Here is a 17,585-nt window from a genome sequence, read left to right on the forward strand (position 1 = left end):
TTATTTTAACGCTACAACTGTTACTTGACGCCCAGCTAAATCTTTATCTCGCCTAGCAGAGCAAAAACGAACATTGCATATTGTACATAGATCATTGGTAGTGTATATCTTCTCTGGCCGTATGCCAAATTTTTTCAATCCTTCATACAGGTGTAAACGATTATTAAAATAGATTTTACCACCTTTTTTAACAAAGCTATTTTGCCCATAATCAAACTTTTTAAAATGATCTAAAAACTCTGGAGTAACTTCATAACAACAATCTCCAGCGCTCCATCCAAAAAAGGATTGTAAGTCGCTAAGCTTTGTTCCATAGGCCTGCTGCATTTTAACAATTGTGTTTTTAGCAACTTGCCCGACAGTTCCTTTCCATCCAGCATGAGCAGCTCCAATTGCTTGATTTACATTGTCATAAAAAACTATTGGTACACAGTCAGCGGTAAGAATAACCAGGGCGCATTTTTTTTTATTTGTTATTAAAAAATCGCCCTGATACTTAAACCAACTTTCAAAACTATCTTTATATTGAAGCTCTTCAACTTGTTCAACGCAAACTCCTTTTGAAGAATGCGTTTGATCAAGAACTATAAATGTTTCAAAGCCTAAGCTGTTTACCAGTGATTTTAAATTGGCGCTATATCGCAAATCTTTAATATCATGCATTGATATTTCATGCTGTTTATCGAAGAAGAATATGCTTACAAAATCACTTACATCATTGATCATTGTCCATCAACACCCTGGTCCATGCCATGATCAGCGCCATGATTTGATGGATCCTGTTTTCGTAAATAAGCAGGAATCTCTAAAGAGTCTGACTGCGCAAAATCATTTCTTTCAACCATTACTCTTGCTAGTTGAGGCTCGTGCTGCATTATTCGTTTTTCTTCTGGTTTTGGCTGTGCAACAGATGGCATAATTTTTTCCACTGGTACCTGCGCAGCTACAGGAGAAAATCCAGTTGCTACAACAGAAACAACAACTTCATCACCCATTGACGGATCTATAACTGAGCCTAAAATAATATGTGCATCTTTATTTGATTCATCATAAATAACATTTGCAGCATCATTAATTTCATGAAGTGATAGATCAGGGCCACCACAAATATTCATCAGTACGCCACGGGCACTTTTAATATCCATATTTTCTAGTAGCTGAGACGATATTGCTTTTTTTGCAGCTTCAACAGCTCGATTATGACCAGAAGCGCTACCCGTTCCCATCATTGCAAGGCCCATGCCTTTCATGATTGCGCGCAAATCTGCAAAATCAACATTGATATGACCAGAACGAGAAATAATAGAAGAAACACTTTTAATTGACTGCATAAGCAATTGATTAATCATTTCAAAAGAATCAATCATCGAAACTGATCGATCTACAAGGGTTAAAAGTTTCTCATTGGGAACAATAATTAAAGTATCAACATCTTTTTTAAGCTGATCAAGTGCTTCTTGGGCAACTATCATTCGACGTTTACCTTCAAAAGCAAAAGGCTTTGTTACAACAGCTATGCTTAAAATTCCGCGATCTTTTAAAGCTTTTGCAATGACAGGAGCACCACCAGAACCAGTACCTCCGCCCATACCAGCAACAATAAAGACAATGTCTGCATCACCAATTTGTTCCATGATGCGCTCAAGATCTTCTTCTGTTGCTCTGCGTCCAACCTCTGGATTGGCACCACAGCCAAGACCCTTAGTTGCTTTTACGCCTAATTGAATTTTACAAACTGCCTTTGATTGTCGCAGTGCTTGCATATCAGAATTTGCAACCACAAAATCAACACCATCAATACCAGAACTAATCATGCTATTCACGGTGTTTCCACCAGCACCACCAACTCCAATAATTTTAATTTTAACGAATGTTGAATCTTGCTGTGTTTCATTAAGAGTATCTAGCTCTATCATTACCGCTCCTTAAAGCTATTTTAAAAAAATTTATCTACCCAAGATCTCATTTTTGTAAAAACTCGCTGTACCATTGGTCCTTCCATTTGGTCTAGCCCTACTTGCTTATTTTTTCTTAAAGCATATTTCAAAAGTCCATAACCGGTTGCATGTATTGGACTATTTAATGATCCAGAAAAACTACAATCAACCATCGGTCTTCCAATTCGTACTGGCAGCCCCAATGTTTTTTTTGCTAATTCATCAATACCTTTTAAAAGTGATCCTCCTCCAGTAAGAACCAATCCTGCAGTCATGACAGATGAAAGAGATGACCGCTGAATATCATCTTGCAAGATTACAAAAAGCTCTAAAGCCCTTGCGTGTAAAATATAGCCCGCCTGCTGTTTGCTTACTTTATGGACTACGCTACCATGTACTGATTCAATTTCAAGCTCTTCATCTTCATCTTGATACATACGGCCCACAAATCCATGTTCCCGTTTAAATCGCTCAGCATCTTTAAGAGTTGCTCTAAGCCCAACAGCTAAATCTTTGGTAAAATAATTACCAGCAAGTGGAATCACTTTAGTGTAACGAATGCTACCTTGTTGATAAATTGCAAAGTCTGAAGTTCCACCACCAATATCAAGCACTCCTACGCCCAAAGCTCTTTCATCTGAGCTTAAAACGCCATCTGCAGATGCTAATTGCTCCAATACGATATCTTTAACAACAATGCCTGCAAGTTCACAACATTTAATTAAATTTTGTATAGAAAAAACAGCACCAGTAATAACATGTACCACGGCCTCCAACCTGACACCATGAAGCCCAATTGGATTTGTAACCCGATCTTTTCCATCAACCATAAAATACTGCGGCAAAGCATGCAAAACTTTTTGACCTTCTTCAATTGGCACAGCTTGCGCAACAGCCAAAACGGCTTGAATGTCTGATGGCAATACTTGTGTACGCTTGATTGGCACAGCCCCATGAGTATTAAAAGATTGAATGTGAGCTCCAGAAATTCCCACATATGCATCAGTCACCGAGCATCCAGCCATAAGCTCTGCTTCTTTTACCGCTTGCTTGATTGACTGAACCGTTCTTGCAACATCAACAACAACGCCCCTGTCAAGACCCTCAGACGGAGACCAACCAATTCCAAGGATCTCGACAGTTTCGTCGCTTGTTTTTTGTGCAATGAGCACAGATATTTTAGTAGTTCCTACATCAATTGATGTAATTAAAGAATGAAAAACTTTTGCCATAACTTCCCCCTATCTGACAATAATTTGGTTTTTAAATCTTAAATCATATGAAACGTTCTTTTTTTTACTTTTTACAGGCAAAGACTCACAAATTGATTTACAATGCTCTATGTCTTTTTGACTTGGCACATGCTGCATAGAACAAATCAAAGTAAGATTTGATTTACCCTTTTCTTTTAAAATGATTTCTGTATCGCAAATCCAATTGATTCCAAAACCTTGCTGAATTGATTCTGGAAGTTTTTCAAAAAATTGACGCATGCCCAAAATATTTGGTTCACAGCTACAGCTCAAAAGAGGAAGCTTTGCAACAATTTCCGAACTGAAATGATCTTTTGGGATAATTACATCGCTATCACAAGCCACAAACTTATCGTTGAGTAAAAAAAGTGGTTTTTGCAATTCTAAAGAAAAACAAATTTTATCTGTCTGGCATAAATGTACTTTCATAGAGCTCACCTCTGGAAACTGCTCACTTATTTTTAAGATTACGCCTTGAGGATCTTTAGTTGTTGCATACTGCGAGCAAATAGAAGAAGTTACATTGTTTTGAAAAGACTGCGACAATCCTTCATCTAGTAAAAAGACACACTGCTCTGGCAGAATTTGCTTAATATTTGTTTGAGTCTTTTTTATTAAAAAATACCCAAGCAAACAAATCAGAAATAAAACAAAGTATCTAATTACCTTCACCGCGCCCCCTAACTTGAAGCAACATTTAATTGATTACTTTGTTTCTACTCGCTTTGATAAAGCAAAGTCAAGAATCTCGCTAAAAAAGAAAGGCTCTTGCGAATTGATAGCGCAAGAGCCTTTAATAAAATACTATTTTAACACTAAACTTTAGTTATCATTCGATCGATAAAAGTTCCATGTTTTTTATCAACCCAATCTTCTAAGGCCTTGCGATACTCATTTTTTAATTTTTTATATAATTTATCTTTTTTATCGACACCCATCATGCGACCTTGAAGCATATGAAGTTCTGTCGGAGTTCCTTCTTTTAAAGACAAGTCCATGTGATCAATTAGCCATTGATCTTCTGAGATAATTTTTAAAGTCTTTGCAATTGCAGAGCAGGCTTTATTTGAAGGACCCTCTTTTACAATCGCCATTTCCCACAACTTTTTCAATTCTTTAAAAGAAGTTGCATTTTGACCATAAACTACCAACTTTAATAGATCACCTTGATACAATAAAATCCATTGATTCAAAAATAATCTACGCACCATAGAAACCTGCGAAGAGTTAACCCCACGGGTTAAAAAGGCCTGAACCGGCATATCAAGCTCAATACTTTCATAGGTGCTAGCCGGCTGCTCGATAGAAACTTCTGCAGGCTGCTGCAAGAATAAATCCCATATAAAAAAACTGGCGGCAAAAAACAGTAAAAAACTAACTACAAAAGTAAAAACAATATTACGAACTTTCATACTCTCTCCTTACAAAAAATTATTGAATTTTTTTAAACTGATTCCCCATTAAAAACATTAAAATTCCAGCAGCAACAGAAGCGTTGTAAGAAATATCAGCTCTACGCTGTGGAAGTAAAATCCGAGTTCCATATTTTAAAACTTCTTTGGAAACCCCAGACTCTTCACTGCCAATAACCAAAGCGGCCGGAGACTTAAATTCTACGGTAGATGCATTTTCACCAGCGCCCAAAGTTGCTAAATAAATACCATATCCACGATTTTTTAACTCTTGCATCACAAAACCCATTGATGGAGCAATAAAGATTCTTGCATGCTCTGACAAGCCGGCAGAAGCTTTAATTGCAGCAGAAGTAAGAGGTGCGCTGTTTTTACTACAAAGTACAATTCCATCAACGCCCGTACAATAAGCAGATCTTATGATTGCTCCCAAATTTCTAACATCTTGAACACCATCAAGAACAACCAAAAATGGAAACTTTTGAGGTTCAAACATATTTTTTTCAAATGGGAACGGAGAAACAAAGAGCACAATTCCTTGATGATCAGTTGACCCTGTCATATTTTCAAGAACTTCACGCGTCACAAACTGAATAGGAATATGTTTTGGCAAAAGCTCTTGAATAGCTGGCCATGATTTGACCGGAGCTTTTGTGGTATAAACCATGCTTATTTTACGACGTTTTGCCTGTAAAGCTTCAAGGGCTGCATGAACTCCATAAATAAAATCAGCATATTTTTCAGGAGAATTTCCAGGGGTAATTCTTGGTGTACTTTTTGGTATACTTTTTTTTGACGACACCAGAACACTTTTATTTGAAGCAACACTTCTTTTTAATGATATATTATTTTTTCCAGACTTGTTATTTTTCATAACACCCTTGCACAAAACAGATAAAGATATATTTAAGAGTATCAAATCAAGACCATATTTTCTAGAATTTAAATAAAAATAAGGTTGTAGAACCGATTCTTTTCTGTTTTAATCATATAAAATCTAAAAAATATTTTACTCTCATCAAAAAAAGCGCTGATAAAAATATGAATTACACGACCTGGATAGAAATTAACAAATCAGCCCTCGAACACAACGTCAATCAATACAGACTTTGGCTTCCAAAAGAAACTGAGATAGCACCAGTGGTCAAAGCAAATGCCTACGGACATGGACTTACAGAAATAGGCATGCTGCATGAGCAAAACAAGCTTATCACCAGACTGTGTGTTGCAAATACACTAGAAGGCATATATCTAAGAAAAGCTGGCGTCACAAAGCCAATTTTAGTTCTTGGGTTTATAAATACTGATCTTCAAGACATTGCTCAGTACAATTTAGATATGATCGTATCAGACCTTGCAATAATAAAAGCGCTCAACAAGCTTGGCGAAAAAAACAGTAAAAAAATAAACGTACATTTAAAAATAGACACTGGACTATCGAGGCTTGGGATTTTACCAGCAGAGTTTCCAGTCTTTGCAGATATGATTAAAAATTCGGTATTCTTAAACCTTCAAGGCATTTGTTCACATTTGATAGAAGCTAGCAATCAAGAATCGGTTCACCTTCAAGAAGAGCTTCTATCTCCTTTTTACCAAGAAGATATTGAAATGCACACTTCAAACTCACACGGCAGCTTGGTCAGTAAAAATAAATATTCTTTTGCTCGCATAGGAGCTGGAATTTATGGATATTTACCAGAAGCAGACCCAACCCTTCAAAGTTTATTACAACCGGTTTTAGCTTTAAAAACTAGAGTGATTGGACTAAAAGAAATTCCTTCAGGACAAACCGTTGGATATGGTCGCACATACACTGCAACCCAGCCAACAAAGTTAGCAATTTTAGGCATGGGATACTACGAAGGCATCGATCCTGACCTTGCAAATACCGGTCGGGTTTTAATGCGGGGCCAATTTGCTCCAATTGTTGGAAGAGTAAATATGAACTATTTCACCGTTGACGTAACACACATTGCACAAGTTAAGCGCCACGATGTTGCAACTGTTTTAGGAAAAGACGGAAATCATTCCTTAAGCGCTTATGACTGGCGTATCGGAGCTAAAAAGAATGTTCGAATATTTTTAGCTAGGCTTAACAATACCATCCCAAAAATTATCGTTTAAAATCTACAATGCTCGACAGGCAACAACCATATTAATCGATGCTGGTTTTAATTTGATAAAAACCTTTGCCGCCTCAATGGCTGTTGATCCTGTTGTGCAAGAATCATCAACCAGCATTATGTGCTTTCCTTTGATATCAAAATCAAACTTTTCAAGCTCAAAAGCTCCTTTTACATTGCATCTACGATCCACTTGTTCAACCTTTACTTGATACTCAGTCTTTTTAACGCGCTTTAAACAATTAATGACCGGGATAAAAGATTTGCTTTTCGAAAACTCAGAAAGTTTATCAGCAATCAACGAGGATTGGTTAAATCCACGCTTCATCAAGCGAGTCCAATGCAAAGGAATAGGAATAAGGCAATCCACCTGAACCATTGAAATAACCGACTTTTTCCATATCAATTCAGCAACCTTTTCGATAACTGATGGATCGCTGCGATATTTGGCAAAAAGCATCGGCCTGAGCGGCTCTGTGTACCTAGAAACCGCATAGACCGTTAAAATATAATTATCATTTAATTGAAACATTTTTGGAGCAACCGGTTCAAGAGACTGCTCGCATTGATTGCACAAAATAACACGAAACGGACAATGAGCACGACATGAAAAACAAAGCGGCGGAGATAAAAAATATGCCAAAACTTCATACAAAAATTTAGGCCAATAAAAAATCGCTCCCAAGCTCATTATTTTTCATCTCGTAAGAAAAAATAACTCAAACACATAGCGCCACAAGTAATTGCCACATCAGCAACGTTAAAAACTGGAAAATACCAATCAAATGCATGCAGCTGTATAAAATCAACTACCCCTACAAAAAAAAGTCTATCTATAAAGTTTGAAACGCCGCCAGACAAAATAAGAAAACAAGAAGCAAGCATTCCACTATGCAAGGCAACGAGTCGTATGTACCAAGCAAAATAAATCAAAATCGAGGCAATTAAAAACATTCCTAAGACAAAATAAAAGCCATCAAGCCCGCTACCAATGCTCCACGCAATGCCTTGGTTGTAGGTAAGATAAATATTAAAAAAAGATGTTATTTCTTGTGACTCTACCTGACCGGACACAACTAAATACTTTGTGACTCTGTCTAGCAAAAATGGTACACAAAAAAACAATGAGAACAATCTTATTTGCAGCCAACTAACGTATTTGCGCATCATGTTTCTTTACCGCCTTTGTGACAGATTCTACAATTTCATCTAAATCTTTTTTTGTCATCGTTTTTTCTCGATTGCTCATAGTATAACGAAACGTGACAGAGCGATGATCAGGCCACTGATCTTTTTCAAAGAAATCAACCAGCTCAACCGACAAGATAAGCTCATGTGCTGCGATGATATCTTTTTTTAGCCTATCAACGGTAACTTTTAGAGGAATTAAAAGACTCATGTCATAAGAAACATCTTGATATTTTGACCAAGGCTTAAACTGCTGACTATTGAATGTGGCAAGCTCTAAAAGCTCACCATCTAGCTCAAAAACAAACGCGCTTCCTGAAATAATTTCATGCATCCACTTTCCTGACATCATCCCCGCAAAGCCAATACATTGATCTCCCACTAAAAGCCTTGCAACCTTGTGCTGATCATACCAAGCTGGAATAATTCCATCCGGTTTTTCCCACACAACATCTATCTTACACAAGTCCCACAAGCCTTGCAGCTCTTGTTTTACGACGTAAAAATCAACATCTTTTTTATCAAAAATTATACCAGAGAGAGATTTTTTCTCATTGATTACTGATGGCGAGGACAAATCATCGCTTTTTGACCATGTGCGATTATACTCAAATAATCGAATATGATCACTATGAGCAGCATTACACTCAACGCCCTTGAGCAAATGGGGCACAAGCGAAGTAACCAAAGTGGTCCAATTTTCAGACAAAGGATTTCTGACTTTAACAGCACTTGAGATATCAACCTTCAATCGCTGCACAAAAGATTGATCATAGAGCAAATAATCACGTACTTCGTGCATTGCCATGCCATAAGCTAAATGATTTTTAACTTTTGAAATGTTATCAACAGCATTCAAACTAAATGGGGCTATTGACCTTGATGGCAATTGTTGATCAACATTTTCAAACCCATACGACCGAACAATTTCTTCTAAAATATCTTCTTGTATGCCAACATCTTTTGTTGTTCGATAGGTCGGTACAGTAACGCGATACGAAAATCCTTCCATCTCAACACAAAAGCCCAGAGAGGACAATGTTTTCACGATAAAATCTTTTGTCATGGGCATGCCGATTCGAGCTTGAATAAATTCATGAGAAATTTCACAAATTATTGGCTCATAAACTGCACCAACAGAAACAATTGGGTCACTTGAGGGCTTTAACATTTCTGATTGCTGAGCAAGGTATAAAAATCTTTGAATTGAAACTATGTTTTGCATTGGATCTAGATGTTTTTCAAATCTAATAGACGCTTCAGTTCTTAATTTAAAATGTTGAGCAGATTTACGAATAGTCAAAGGATCAAAGCCAGCAGCTTCAAGAATAATATTTTTAGTGCTGCCTGAAAGTCCAGAATCTTTACCACCCATTATACCAGCAAGTGAAACAGGTGACTGGTTATTTGCAACAACTAAATCTTGCTCTGTTAATTTTAACATCTGTCCATCAAGTAAATGGAGCATTTCACCTTTTTTGGCTTTTCGAATTAAAATTTCTTTATTTGCAAAATCTTTGGCATCAAAAACATGCATTGGATGGCCAGTATCGAACATGACATAATTTGTGAGATCGACAACGCCACCAACTGGCTTTGCGCCAAGACTAAGCAATCGAATCATTATCAAAACAGGACAATCTTTTTGTGAAATATTGTTGCTCTCAAGTGCTGCAAAGCGAGTGCATGCAGCATCCCTGATTAAAACAGAAAGAGAATTTTTTAGATCGTTTGAATGAATTATTGGCCTGTTTGCTAAAACATCACTCAATGGCTTAAGTTTTATATGTAAAAAAGCAGCTACTTCACGAGCTATGCCATAATGCCCCCACAAATCAGGACGATGATTAATTGATTTGTTATCAACATCTAAAACATAATCTACAGGTGCTATCTTATCTCTCCATGAACCATCTGCAGCATCTTTTTGACTGACATAGACAGCAGGAATAAGCCCATCTCTTTCATTACAAAATTCTGACATGCTCATCCATCTTAAAGATGCATGTTCTTGAAACACCATAAACATTTGGCCCACAATGGCATCAGACCTAAATGGCAACTCAGCCGTCTTTCCAAGCTGAGGACAGATACATGTAATTTTAGTTTTCTCAATAGAAACCACTTGTGCCAAAAACATCTTTTCTGGCTGACAAACAACCCGCTCAAATGATTCAATTTCAGCTGTGCGCGTGTTAAATAAATGAACTAAAGAATCAACGTTAATTTCGGCCAGAGAACAATCCAGATAATCCACAAGCCAGGAAAGCAATATTTTCACAAAAAGCCTTTTTTATAAGAAGAAAGTACAATCCAAAATAGTATAAAACAAAACAAATTTCACACAACTACAAATCCTTGAGAACATCCTAGACTAATTAGTAGAATGGCTTTATAATGAGAGAAAAATAGTTATTATTTCCACTAAAGGATTTCAAACCATGGCAAAAAAAGGCAATCGCCAAATTATTAAGCTTAAAAGCTCACAAAGCCCTCATTTCTATTCAACTTTTAAAAACAAAGTGAATACAACTGGTCGCCTTGAACTTAAAAAATATGATCCTGTTGTTAGACGTCATGTCATGTACAAAGAAGAAAAATAAATAAAAACACGAATAAGTTTCGTTTATTTTATTTATTTTTTTGCATTTCTTAGCTCAAGAAAGAAATATATTCATGGGAACAATTCTTTTATTCTACAAGTATGTTGACATTCAATATCCTGTTAACATTCAAAAATGGCAAAGAGAGCTTTGCTCAAAATTAGGCCTAACCGGTCGAATTATCCTTGCGCATGAAGGAATAAATGGTACCGTTGGCGGAACCGATGAGTCTACTACCGAATATATCAAAGCACTCAGCGAGCATCCTTTGTTTGGAGATATCGATTTTAAAACAGCGGATGGCGGATCCCAGGCATTTCCAAAAATGAAAATTTTTGTGAAAAATGAGATCGTCAACCTTGGAGTTGATCCTACTCAACTTACAGTTAAAGACGGTGGAAAACATCTTACTCCAGAGCAAGTACACGAGCTTCTATCAAACCCACCTCAAGATTTAGTTATTTTAGACACCCGAAACAACTATGAATCAGCTGTTGGAACATTTCAAGGGTCAATAACTCCTGACATTCGATACTTCAGACAATTTCCACAATACATCGATGAAAACGTTGATCAATTCAAAGACAAGACCGTTTTGATGCACTGCACTGGCGGTGTGCGATGTGAACGAGCAACAGGCTATCTTAATCAAAAAAAAGTAGCTAAAGAAATTTATCAAGTTTCTGGCGGAATACATCGATACATTGAGAAATTCCCAGATGGCTTTTTCAGAGGAAAAAATTACGTATTCGATCAAAGAATTACCGTAAAAGCAAACGATGACATCTTGGGAACCTGCTTACACTGTAAAAAGCCAAGCGATGAATATTTCAATTGCTTAAATGCACTTTGTAACAAACATTTCACTTCTTGTGGCGACTGCATTACATCATTTAACAAAGCTTGCAGCCAAACATGCCAAAGCTTACTTTTACAAAAAAACACACCAGAAAGAACGCCTCTTCAAAAAATAACTTAATTTCAGCATCTGGTTTATAGATTAAAAGTCTAAAAAAGGACAGAATGTCAATTCAAGCAGATCAAAAACAAGATTTTAATATTCCTACATCTTTCAACATCCAACAAAATATTTCATTAGCCGATAAAAACTGGTTCAAAACTGGTGGATCTGCAAAGTTTTATTGCGAACCAACAACCCCACAACAGTTTGCCAGCGCCTTATCATTTGCCCATGAAAACAATTTGGAAGTATTTGTCCTTGGTCAAGGGGCTAATGTCTTGATAAGTGATGACGGGTTTGACGGACTTCTTATCCACCCAATGCTCAAAAACATTTCTGCAACTCAATATGATCAGCATACCGCAATGGTTAAAGCTGGAGCAGGCACAACATTTCATGACCTAATTTTATACTGCCTTGATCACAACCTAACAAACCTAGAAGAGTTTAGCGGCATTCCAGGAACGGTTGGCGGATCTGTCTACATTAACCTTCACTACTACGAATTCTTGTTAGAACAGTTTATTGTCAACGCTCAGATCATTTGCAAAAAAACAATGCAGATTTTAACCGTTGACCCTGCTTGGTTTAAATTTGGATATGACGCATCAAGACTTCAAGAAAAAGAATTTTACCTACTATCTGCCACTTTTCAGCTAAAGCACGCAACCGATTCTCAAGTTTCTTTTGCCAGAGGACGCAGACAAGAAATAATTCGACACAGAGAAAGAAGATACCCGCAGCTTGGCACTTGCGGCAGCTTTTTTAGAAACTTTCTTCCAGAAGAAATTGCAAACACAGGCAATACGCTTATTTACGTTGCTTATTATTTAGATAAAGTTGGAGTAAAGGGTGAGCTTAGCATTGGTGATGCTATAGTTTCATACCAACATGCAAATATGCTTGTAAACAAAGGCAAGGCGACAAGCTCTGACATTATTAAGGTTGCTCAAATCATGCAACAAAAAGTATTTCAGCAGTTTGGAATCAAGCCTCAAGCAGAATGCCAACTTGTCGGCTTTAAACAAAATCCATTATAAGGTTTATGAAAAAATATTAATTTTAACCATTCTTGGACATCCTTTTGCCTGAGCATACGCTGGCTGTCTATTATTTTGCTGTAAACCAATTTGGCCTAAAAATGACGTCTGTGATTCTAGCGACGGCAAAAGAGAAATCTGTGAATCAATGTCAGACGAGATGGTAACCTGAAAGCTTTGTGTTACTGATAAAATCGCAGCATCTTGAGACCAAAGTTGCATTTGCTGATCACCGTTGTACCAAAGCTGAACCACTACTTTAACTTGATTTGAATTAGTGGCTTTTATCAAAGGCATAACAACATCCGCCAACATAGGATCTGCTGAAATTAAAATACAGTAACCTCCCATAGCCACCCACCCGTCAGAGACCATTTTGTCTGTAAGGGCGCTACCAGAATACTTTTGATTGGTGACTAGATCACTTTCTTTGGCAGCCTGTTGCCTTAGCCAAAATGACTGATTGTTAAAGAACTGCAAAGACTGGCTAGTCGTCAAATTAAAGCCAATTGCGCCAGAATCAGCATTTGAGCAATCTTGTTCACCGGGAGCAGAGCATAAAAAATTATTTTTTGTAATACCCGATTCAATGAGCCCGTTAAAAATAACTGGATACGTCTGAATTGACATCAACGCACTAAGCATAAATGTAAGCGTAAAGTTTTTCATCTCTCTCCTATTTTTATTAATATCAATTTTTTACAGACTATCCATTATACTGAGCTCCGGTCAATCACTCATTTTAAAAAAAGTTACCGATCCTTATCCATATGCGACCAGAGAACTTTGCCTATTCCATCACCACAATCTTGCACAGCAAAGTCTTCTTTTCCCTTTTGCTCTTCAATTAAAACAGAAAGAGAGATATCTTCTTCGCCTGGATTTTCCGATGCGTCAATCCAAGGCTCAACAACTTCACTTGCGTCTTCTGTTCTCATTTTTACAAATTCTGCAATATAATCGACCTTGGATGAATCATCAAGCCTAAGCTCTCTACTTCCATTGTTTGCACAAAGAAGATCGCTATACCTTCTGGCAAAGGTTATATAAAGCTTCATAATACTTTCTAGCGCTGGCTGATTATACGGATGCGCCTCTAGTGCTTTTTTATGCATAACATGAACATTAAAGGCATGATTATTCTGAAAATATACCAACCCTCCATCTAAATGATCACACTGCTCTGAATATGTTAATTTAAAAAACTCAGGATAAACATGAATAAAAATCCCTCTAAAATCAATAATATTATCACTGCTATCATCAGACTCAGATGGTTGTTCATAAATAATTGGAATAACACCACATCCACGACTTGATAAATATTTCTGTATACCATCTACTGATTCCTCTTTTTCATCTACAAGCCAAAAGGAATTACTAGATTTATCGCTTGGCCAAAAAAGCTCTCTTTTTATATTGTTTACTTCTGTTTTCCAATAAGATGGCGCCATTTGAATTTGCGCGCAAAATGATTTTATAATTTTGTCTTCCTGATTAAATAAGACAGCGTGATAAAAATCATGAACTTTTACTCCCTTTGGTCGACTTAATGGATAATCGCCAATAATTTTACCAACCGGCAGAAGAACTGGAGATTTTTCTTCAAGAACCAAAACTGGAGAATCTGCCCTTGATGCACGAGCACCATCCCTAAGCCTCTTTTCACCAACAGAGCAATAAGCCTCAATAGAAAAAAAACTCAAATAAAACGCAAAAAATAGATGATTTAAAAAACCTAACCGACAACACATAAAAACTTTCCAAACTGATATAAAATTTGTAGATATGTAAACCCTAAAGATTTTGGTATACTATCAGAAAATTAGTCCCTTTTAAAGCAAAAAAAACAGATGAATCCTTATTTCTTTTTCGAAATTATCTATCAATCTAAAAAATCCAGAGCTCGAGTTGGTCGAATACACACTCCACATGGCATCATTGATACGCCAAGCTTTGTAGCGGTTGGAACCAACGGAACTCTCAAGGCTCTTGATAACGTTGTGCTTGAAGAGCTCAATCAGCAGCTTATGTTTTGTAACACATATCACCTTTTGCTACACCCTGGTCCAGAAGTTGTTCAAGCCGCAGGCGGACTTCATTCTTTTATTAATCGCAAAAAACCAATCATTACCGATTCTGGTGGATTTCAGGTTTTTAGCCTTGCATACGGAGGCGTAGCAAGCGAGCTAAAAAGCAAGGGTCAAAAAGATCAAAAAAATTCTGTTCTTAAAATCAATGAAGAAGGCGTAACATTTAGATCTTATAGAAATGGCGACCTGGTTAAACTTACTCCTGAATCATCGGTTTTAACCCAAAAAGCTTTGGGTGCTGATATTATAATTCCACTAGACGAGCTTCCACCCTACCATATTGATAAAAAAGTCTTAAAAGCATCACTAGACAGAACTCACAGATGGGAAAAAAGATCCCTTGAGCAACACTTACAAAGCCCGCAACAACAGGCAATGTATGCCGTCATTCATGGTGGAGTTATTCCAGAATTTCGAAAAGAAAGCTGTGAGACTTTAACAAAGTTAGCTTTTGATGGATTTGCAATTGGGGGCAGCGTTGGAAAAAATCGCGAAGAGATGGTCCAAATGCTACAATCAACTATGCAATATCTACCAGAAGATAAACCAAACCACCTTCTTGGAATTGCAGACCTACCATCAATTGAGTCAATAATTCCTCTTGGCATTGATACTTTTGACAGCTCGCATCCAACCAAATGTGCGCGACACGGACATCTATTTACATCGCTTGGAACTAAAAAAATCGCTCAAACTGCCTGGAAAAATGATTTTGGACCAATTGACCCAAATTGCCTATGCAGCACATGTAAAAATTACTCAACAAGCTTTATTCATCATTTGTTTAAAGCAAACGAACCATCGTCTCATACGCTTGCAACAATTCATAATATTGCATACATGAACGATTTAACGCTCAAATATCGAGAAAAAATTTTAGCAGGAGATCTATAAAATGATCATTCAGTCTTTGACCAATCCAAAAGTTAAGCACATTATTCATTTGCACACAAAAACGTATCGCTATGAACACAGACAGTTCATTGCCCAAGGACTCAAAACCTGCATATCACTTATGCAAGGCGGTTATCAGCTTCACTCTATTTACCTAAACCAAGAAACATATGAGCGCCATGGAGATAATTTTCCTACGGATGGAATTGTTTTAGTAACTGATGCTATCATTGATAAAATCAGCACAACAATGACTCCAAGCGGCGTTGTTGCAGTTTTTGAAATGCCTGAAAACAAAGCCGTCGCTACTGGAAATGCAATAGCATTGTACAACGTTCAAGATCCTGGCAACCTAGGAACTTTAATTCGAACGGCTGCAGCAATGAACATAAAAACAGTTTTTTTAATTGAAGGCGTTGATCCATACAATCCAAAAGTTATTCAAGCAACTGCTGGTACAATTGCGATGGTAAACGTTGTTCAAACAAAATGGGCAGACTTTAAAGAGCTGAGCAAAAATAATAAAACATGCGCTCTTGTGGTGCATGATGGCAAAAGCCCCGATTTAATCGACTTAAAAAACAATATTTTAATTATCGGAAACGAATCACAAGGCTTACCAGAAGACATCATTAATGATTGTGATGAAAAAATGACCATTCCTATGCCAGGAAATACAGAAAGCTTAAATGCTGCAGTAGCAGGATCAATTGCTATGTATTTGAAAAATAAAGAATAAGAAAACTGTAAATAATTACGCTCATAGATCTATTTTATGAATAATCATGAAAGGCCAAGCATGAACAGCTCTCACAAAATATCACTAAAATCAGCGGTGCTTATTAATCTAAACATTATGGCTGGTGCTGGCATTTTTGTTAACGTCGTTGATATAACAAATGCTTTAAGCACGGCTGGAGGGCTGCTTTATCTGCTTGTTGGATTATTCATGTTTCCTCTCGTTTTTACTTTTGCAAAGCTGGTAAACATTTATCCAGTTGGCGGATTTTATGCTTTTGCTAAGCCAATGTCGCCATTTCTTGGATTTTTTAGCAACTGGACTTATTTTTTTGGAAAGCTTGCATCAGCATCCCTTCTTTTATATGTTGCTGCAAATTTTTTAAAACAACTTTTTCCATCAGCACTCGAACAAATCGATGCTTTGTGGCTCTCAATGATCATTTTATCTTTTTTCATTTATCTAAACTTCCTAAATGTTCGCATTGGCGCAATGATTCAAAACTGCTTTTTTGCTGCAAAATCAATTCCAATGCTATCAATGATTATTTTAGGAATATATTATTTTGATATAAACATTATTACATCATCAAGCAATCTATGCCCATCCGCATTTATAGCCTCTTTGCCACTTGCTTTATACTGCTTTTCAGGATTTGAAGCAGCTTGCTCAATTAGTAGACAAATGCATAATCCTGAAAAAAACGCTCCAAAGGCTATATTCTATTCTTTCTTTTCTATTATCTTGCTGTACGTTGCCTTCCAAACACTCATTTCAATGATGCTTATGCCAAACATTGAATCGATAAGCTCATACACACAAGCTTACCCCTACTTTGCAAGCCTTATTCCAACTACTCCTTGGCTACAATCAAAGCTAGCAACGATTATCACCTTTTTAATTGGGTTTTCCGCAATGGGCGCAGCCTACGGTCTACTATTCTCAAACTCATGGAACTTGTACACCCTGGCTCAAAATAAGCACACCTTTGCACACAATAAAGTAAGCAGCCTGAACCAACACAATGTTCCAGCAACGGCTGTTTTGATAGAAGGCCTATTTTGCGTGTTTTTCCTACTTGCTACAAATGGCAACAAAACACAGCTTTTACAGATCTCTACCCTTGGATGTACAATTACATACACAATTAGCACTCTTGCGTTCTTATCTTTAAACAAATGGTCAAGCATTACAGGACTACTTTCGCTCATAACTTGTTCTGGGTTTATAACTGCTTGTATCATAAGTTCTATCAAATATAACTTTGTTGCTTTGCACCTTTTAGGGATCATGATGGCTCTGGGAGCAGCTATGTATTATTGGTGTGAAAAAAACAGGTAGG

At 37.0% G+C, this 17,585-nt stretch carries 18 protein-coding genes; 7 read left to right on the top strand and 11 right to left on the bottom strand.

The features are described 5' to 3' along the window. The 6 genes from pgeF to rlmB form a co-directional block, all read right to left on the bottom strand. The gene (pgeF, locus tag NTU89_01630) at positions 1-726 is read right to left on the bottom strand and encodes a peptidoglycan editing factor PgeF (GenBank protein ID MCX5923245.1); all 726 of its coding nucleotides are present in this window, start codon (positions 724-726) and stop codon (positions 1-3) included. Continuing rightward, on the bottom strand, positions 723-1,916 hold the full coding sequence (gene ftsZ, locus NTU89_01635; protein MCX5923246.1) for a cell division protein FtsZ: 1,194 nt from the start codon (positions 1,914-1,916) through the stop codon (positions 723-725). Before ftsZ ends, pgeF begins: the two co-directional genes overlap by 4 nt. A gap of 20 nt (positions 1,917-1,936) precedes the next feature. Continuing rightward, entirely contained in the window at positions 1,937-3,169 is a 1,233-nt protein-coding gene (gene ftsA / locus NTU89_01640) for a cell division protein FtsA (GenBank protein ID MCX5923247.1), read from the bottom strand. Positions 3,170-3,178: 9 nt separating this feature from the next. Next, entirely contained in the window at positions 3,179-3,862 is a 684-nt protein-coding gene (locus NTU89_01645; GenBank protein MCX5923248.1) for a hypothetical protein, read from the bottom strand. Positions 3,863-4,005: 143 nt separating this feature from the next. Then, positions 4,006-4,602 carry a hypothetical protein gene (locus NTU89_01650; GenBank protein ID MCX5923249.1) on the bottom strand — a complete coding sequence of 199 codons (597 nt, stop codon included), beginning with the start codon at positions 4,600-4,602 and terminating at the stop codon, positions 4,006-4,008. Positions 4,603-4,621: 19 nt separating this feature from the next. Beyond that, entirely contained in the window at positions 4,622-5,476 is an 855-nt protein-coding gene (gene rlmB, locus NTU89_01655; GenBank protein ID MCX5923250.1) for a 23S rRNA (guanosine(2251)-2'-O)-methyltransferase RlmB, read from the bottom strand. A gap of 167 nt (positions 5,477-5,643) precedes the next feature. Between rlmB and alr the strand changes: the two genes are divergently transcribed. Beyond that, on the top strand, positions 5,644-6,726 hold the full coding sequence (gene alr, locus NTU89_01660) for an alanine racemase (protein MCX5923251.1): 1,083 nt from the start codon (positions 5,644-5,646) through the stop codon (positions 6,724-6,726). Positions 6,727-6,729: 3 nt separating this feature from the next. Here the strand turns inward: alr and NTU89_01665 are convergent, their stop codons facing one another. From NTU89_01665 to pheT, 3 genes are read right to left on the bottom strand one after another with little or no spacing between them, the layout of a single operon-like run. Next, a complete protein-coding gene (locus NTU89_01665; GenBank protein MCX5923252.1) occupies positions 6,730-7,416 on the bottom strand; it encodes a hypothetical protein in 687 nt (228 codons plus the stop codon). After that, positions 7,416-7,892: a signal peptidase II gene (gene lspA / locus NTU89_01670; GenBank protein MCX5923253.1), complete on the bottom strand. Its 477-nt coding sequence runs from the start codon at positions 7,890-7,892 to the stop codon at positions 7,416-7,418. Before lspA ends, NTU89_01665 begins: the two co-directional genes overlap by 1 nt. Continuing rightward, positions 7,876-10,194 carry a phenylalanine--tRNA ligase subunit beta gene (gene pheT, locus NTU89_01675; protein ID MCX5923254.1) on the bottom strand — a complete coding sequence of 773 codons (2,319 nt, stop codon included), beginning with the start codon at positions 10,192-10,194 and terminating at the stop codon, positions 7,876-7,878. The genes lspA and pheT overlap by 17 nt, the downstream gene beginning before the upstream one ends. Before the next feature lie 160 nt (positions 10,195-10,354). On the opposite strand from pheT, the gene rpmG reads away from it, so the two are divergent. From rpmG to murB, 3 genes are all read left to right on the top strand, one after another. After that, positions 10,355-10,516 (top strand): 50S ribosomal protein L33, encoded by a 162-nt coding sequence (gene rpmG, locus NTU89_01680; GenBank protein MCX5923255.1) that lies wholly within the window; start codon positions 10,355-10,357, stop codon positions 10,514-10,516. A 73-nt stretch (positions 10,517-10,589) separates the two neighbouring features. Continuing rightward, positions 10,590-11,495 (top strand): rhodanese-related sulfurtransferase, encoded by a 906-nt coding sequence (locus NTU89_01685; GenBank protein MCX5923256.1) that lies wholly within the window; start codon positions 10,590-10,592, stop codon positions 11,493-11,495. Between the two features lie 44 nt (positions 11,496-11,539). Next, complete coding sequence (gene murB, locus NTU89_01690; protein ID MCX5923257.1) at positions 11,540-12,517, top strand: UDP-N-acetylmuramate dehydrogenase; 978 nt, start codon at positions 11,540-11,542, stop codon at positions 12,515-12,517. 3 nt (positions 12,518-12,520) lie between these two features. On the opposite strand, the gene NTU89_01695 is transcribed toward murB, so the two are convergent. Together NTU89_01695 and NTU89_01700 are read right to left on the bottom strand one after the other, a co-directional pair. After that, positions 12,521-13,186, bottom strand: a complete 666-nt coding sequence (locus NTU89_01695) for a hypothetical protein (protein ID MCX5923258.1) — start codon at positions 13,184-13,186, stop codon at positions 12,521-12,523. 83 nt (positions 13,187-13,269) lie between these two features. Then, positions 13,270-14,223: a hypothetical protein gene (locus tag NTU89_01700; GenBank protein MCX5923259.1), complete on the bottom strand. Its 954-nt coding sequence runs from the start codon at positions 14,221-14,223 to the stop codon at positions 13,270-13,272. A gap of 147 nt (positions 14,224-14,370) precedes the next feature. Here NTU89_01700 and tgt point away from each other — a divergent pair, with 147 nt between their 5' ends. From tgt to NTU89_01715, 3 genes are read left to right on the top strand one after another with little or no spacing between them, the layout of a single operon-like run. After that, entirely contained in the window at positions 14,371-15,504 is a 1,134-nt protein-coding gene (tgt, locus tag NTU89_01705; GenBank protein MCX5923260.1) for a tRNA guanosine(34) transglycosylase Tgt, read from the top strand. A gap of 1 nt (position 15,505) precedes the next feature. Continuing rightward, complete coding sequence (locus NTU89_01710; GenBank protein MCX5923261.1) at positions 15,506-16,243, top strand: RNA methyltransferase; 738 nt, start codon at positions 15,506-15,508, stop codon at positions 16,241-16,243. A 36-nt stretch (positions 16,244-16,279) separates the two neighbouring features. Continuing rightward, on the top strand, positions 16,280-17,584 hold the full coding sequence (locus NTU89_01715) for an APC family permease (protein ID MCX5923262.1): 1,305 nt from the start codon (positions 16,280-16,282) through the stop codon (positions 17,582-17,584). The last annotated feature ends 1 nt before the right edge of the window (position 17,585 follow it).

Source organism: Candidatus Dependentiae bacterium, from assembly GCA_026389065.1.
Classification (GTDB): Bacteria; Babelota; Babeliae; order Babelales; family Chromulinivoraceae; genus JACPFN01.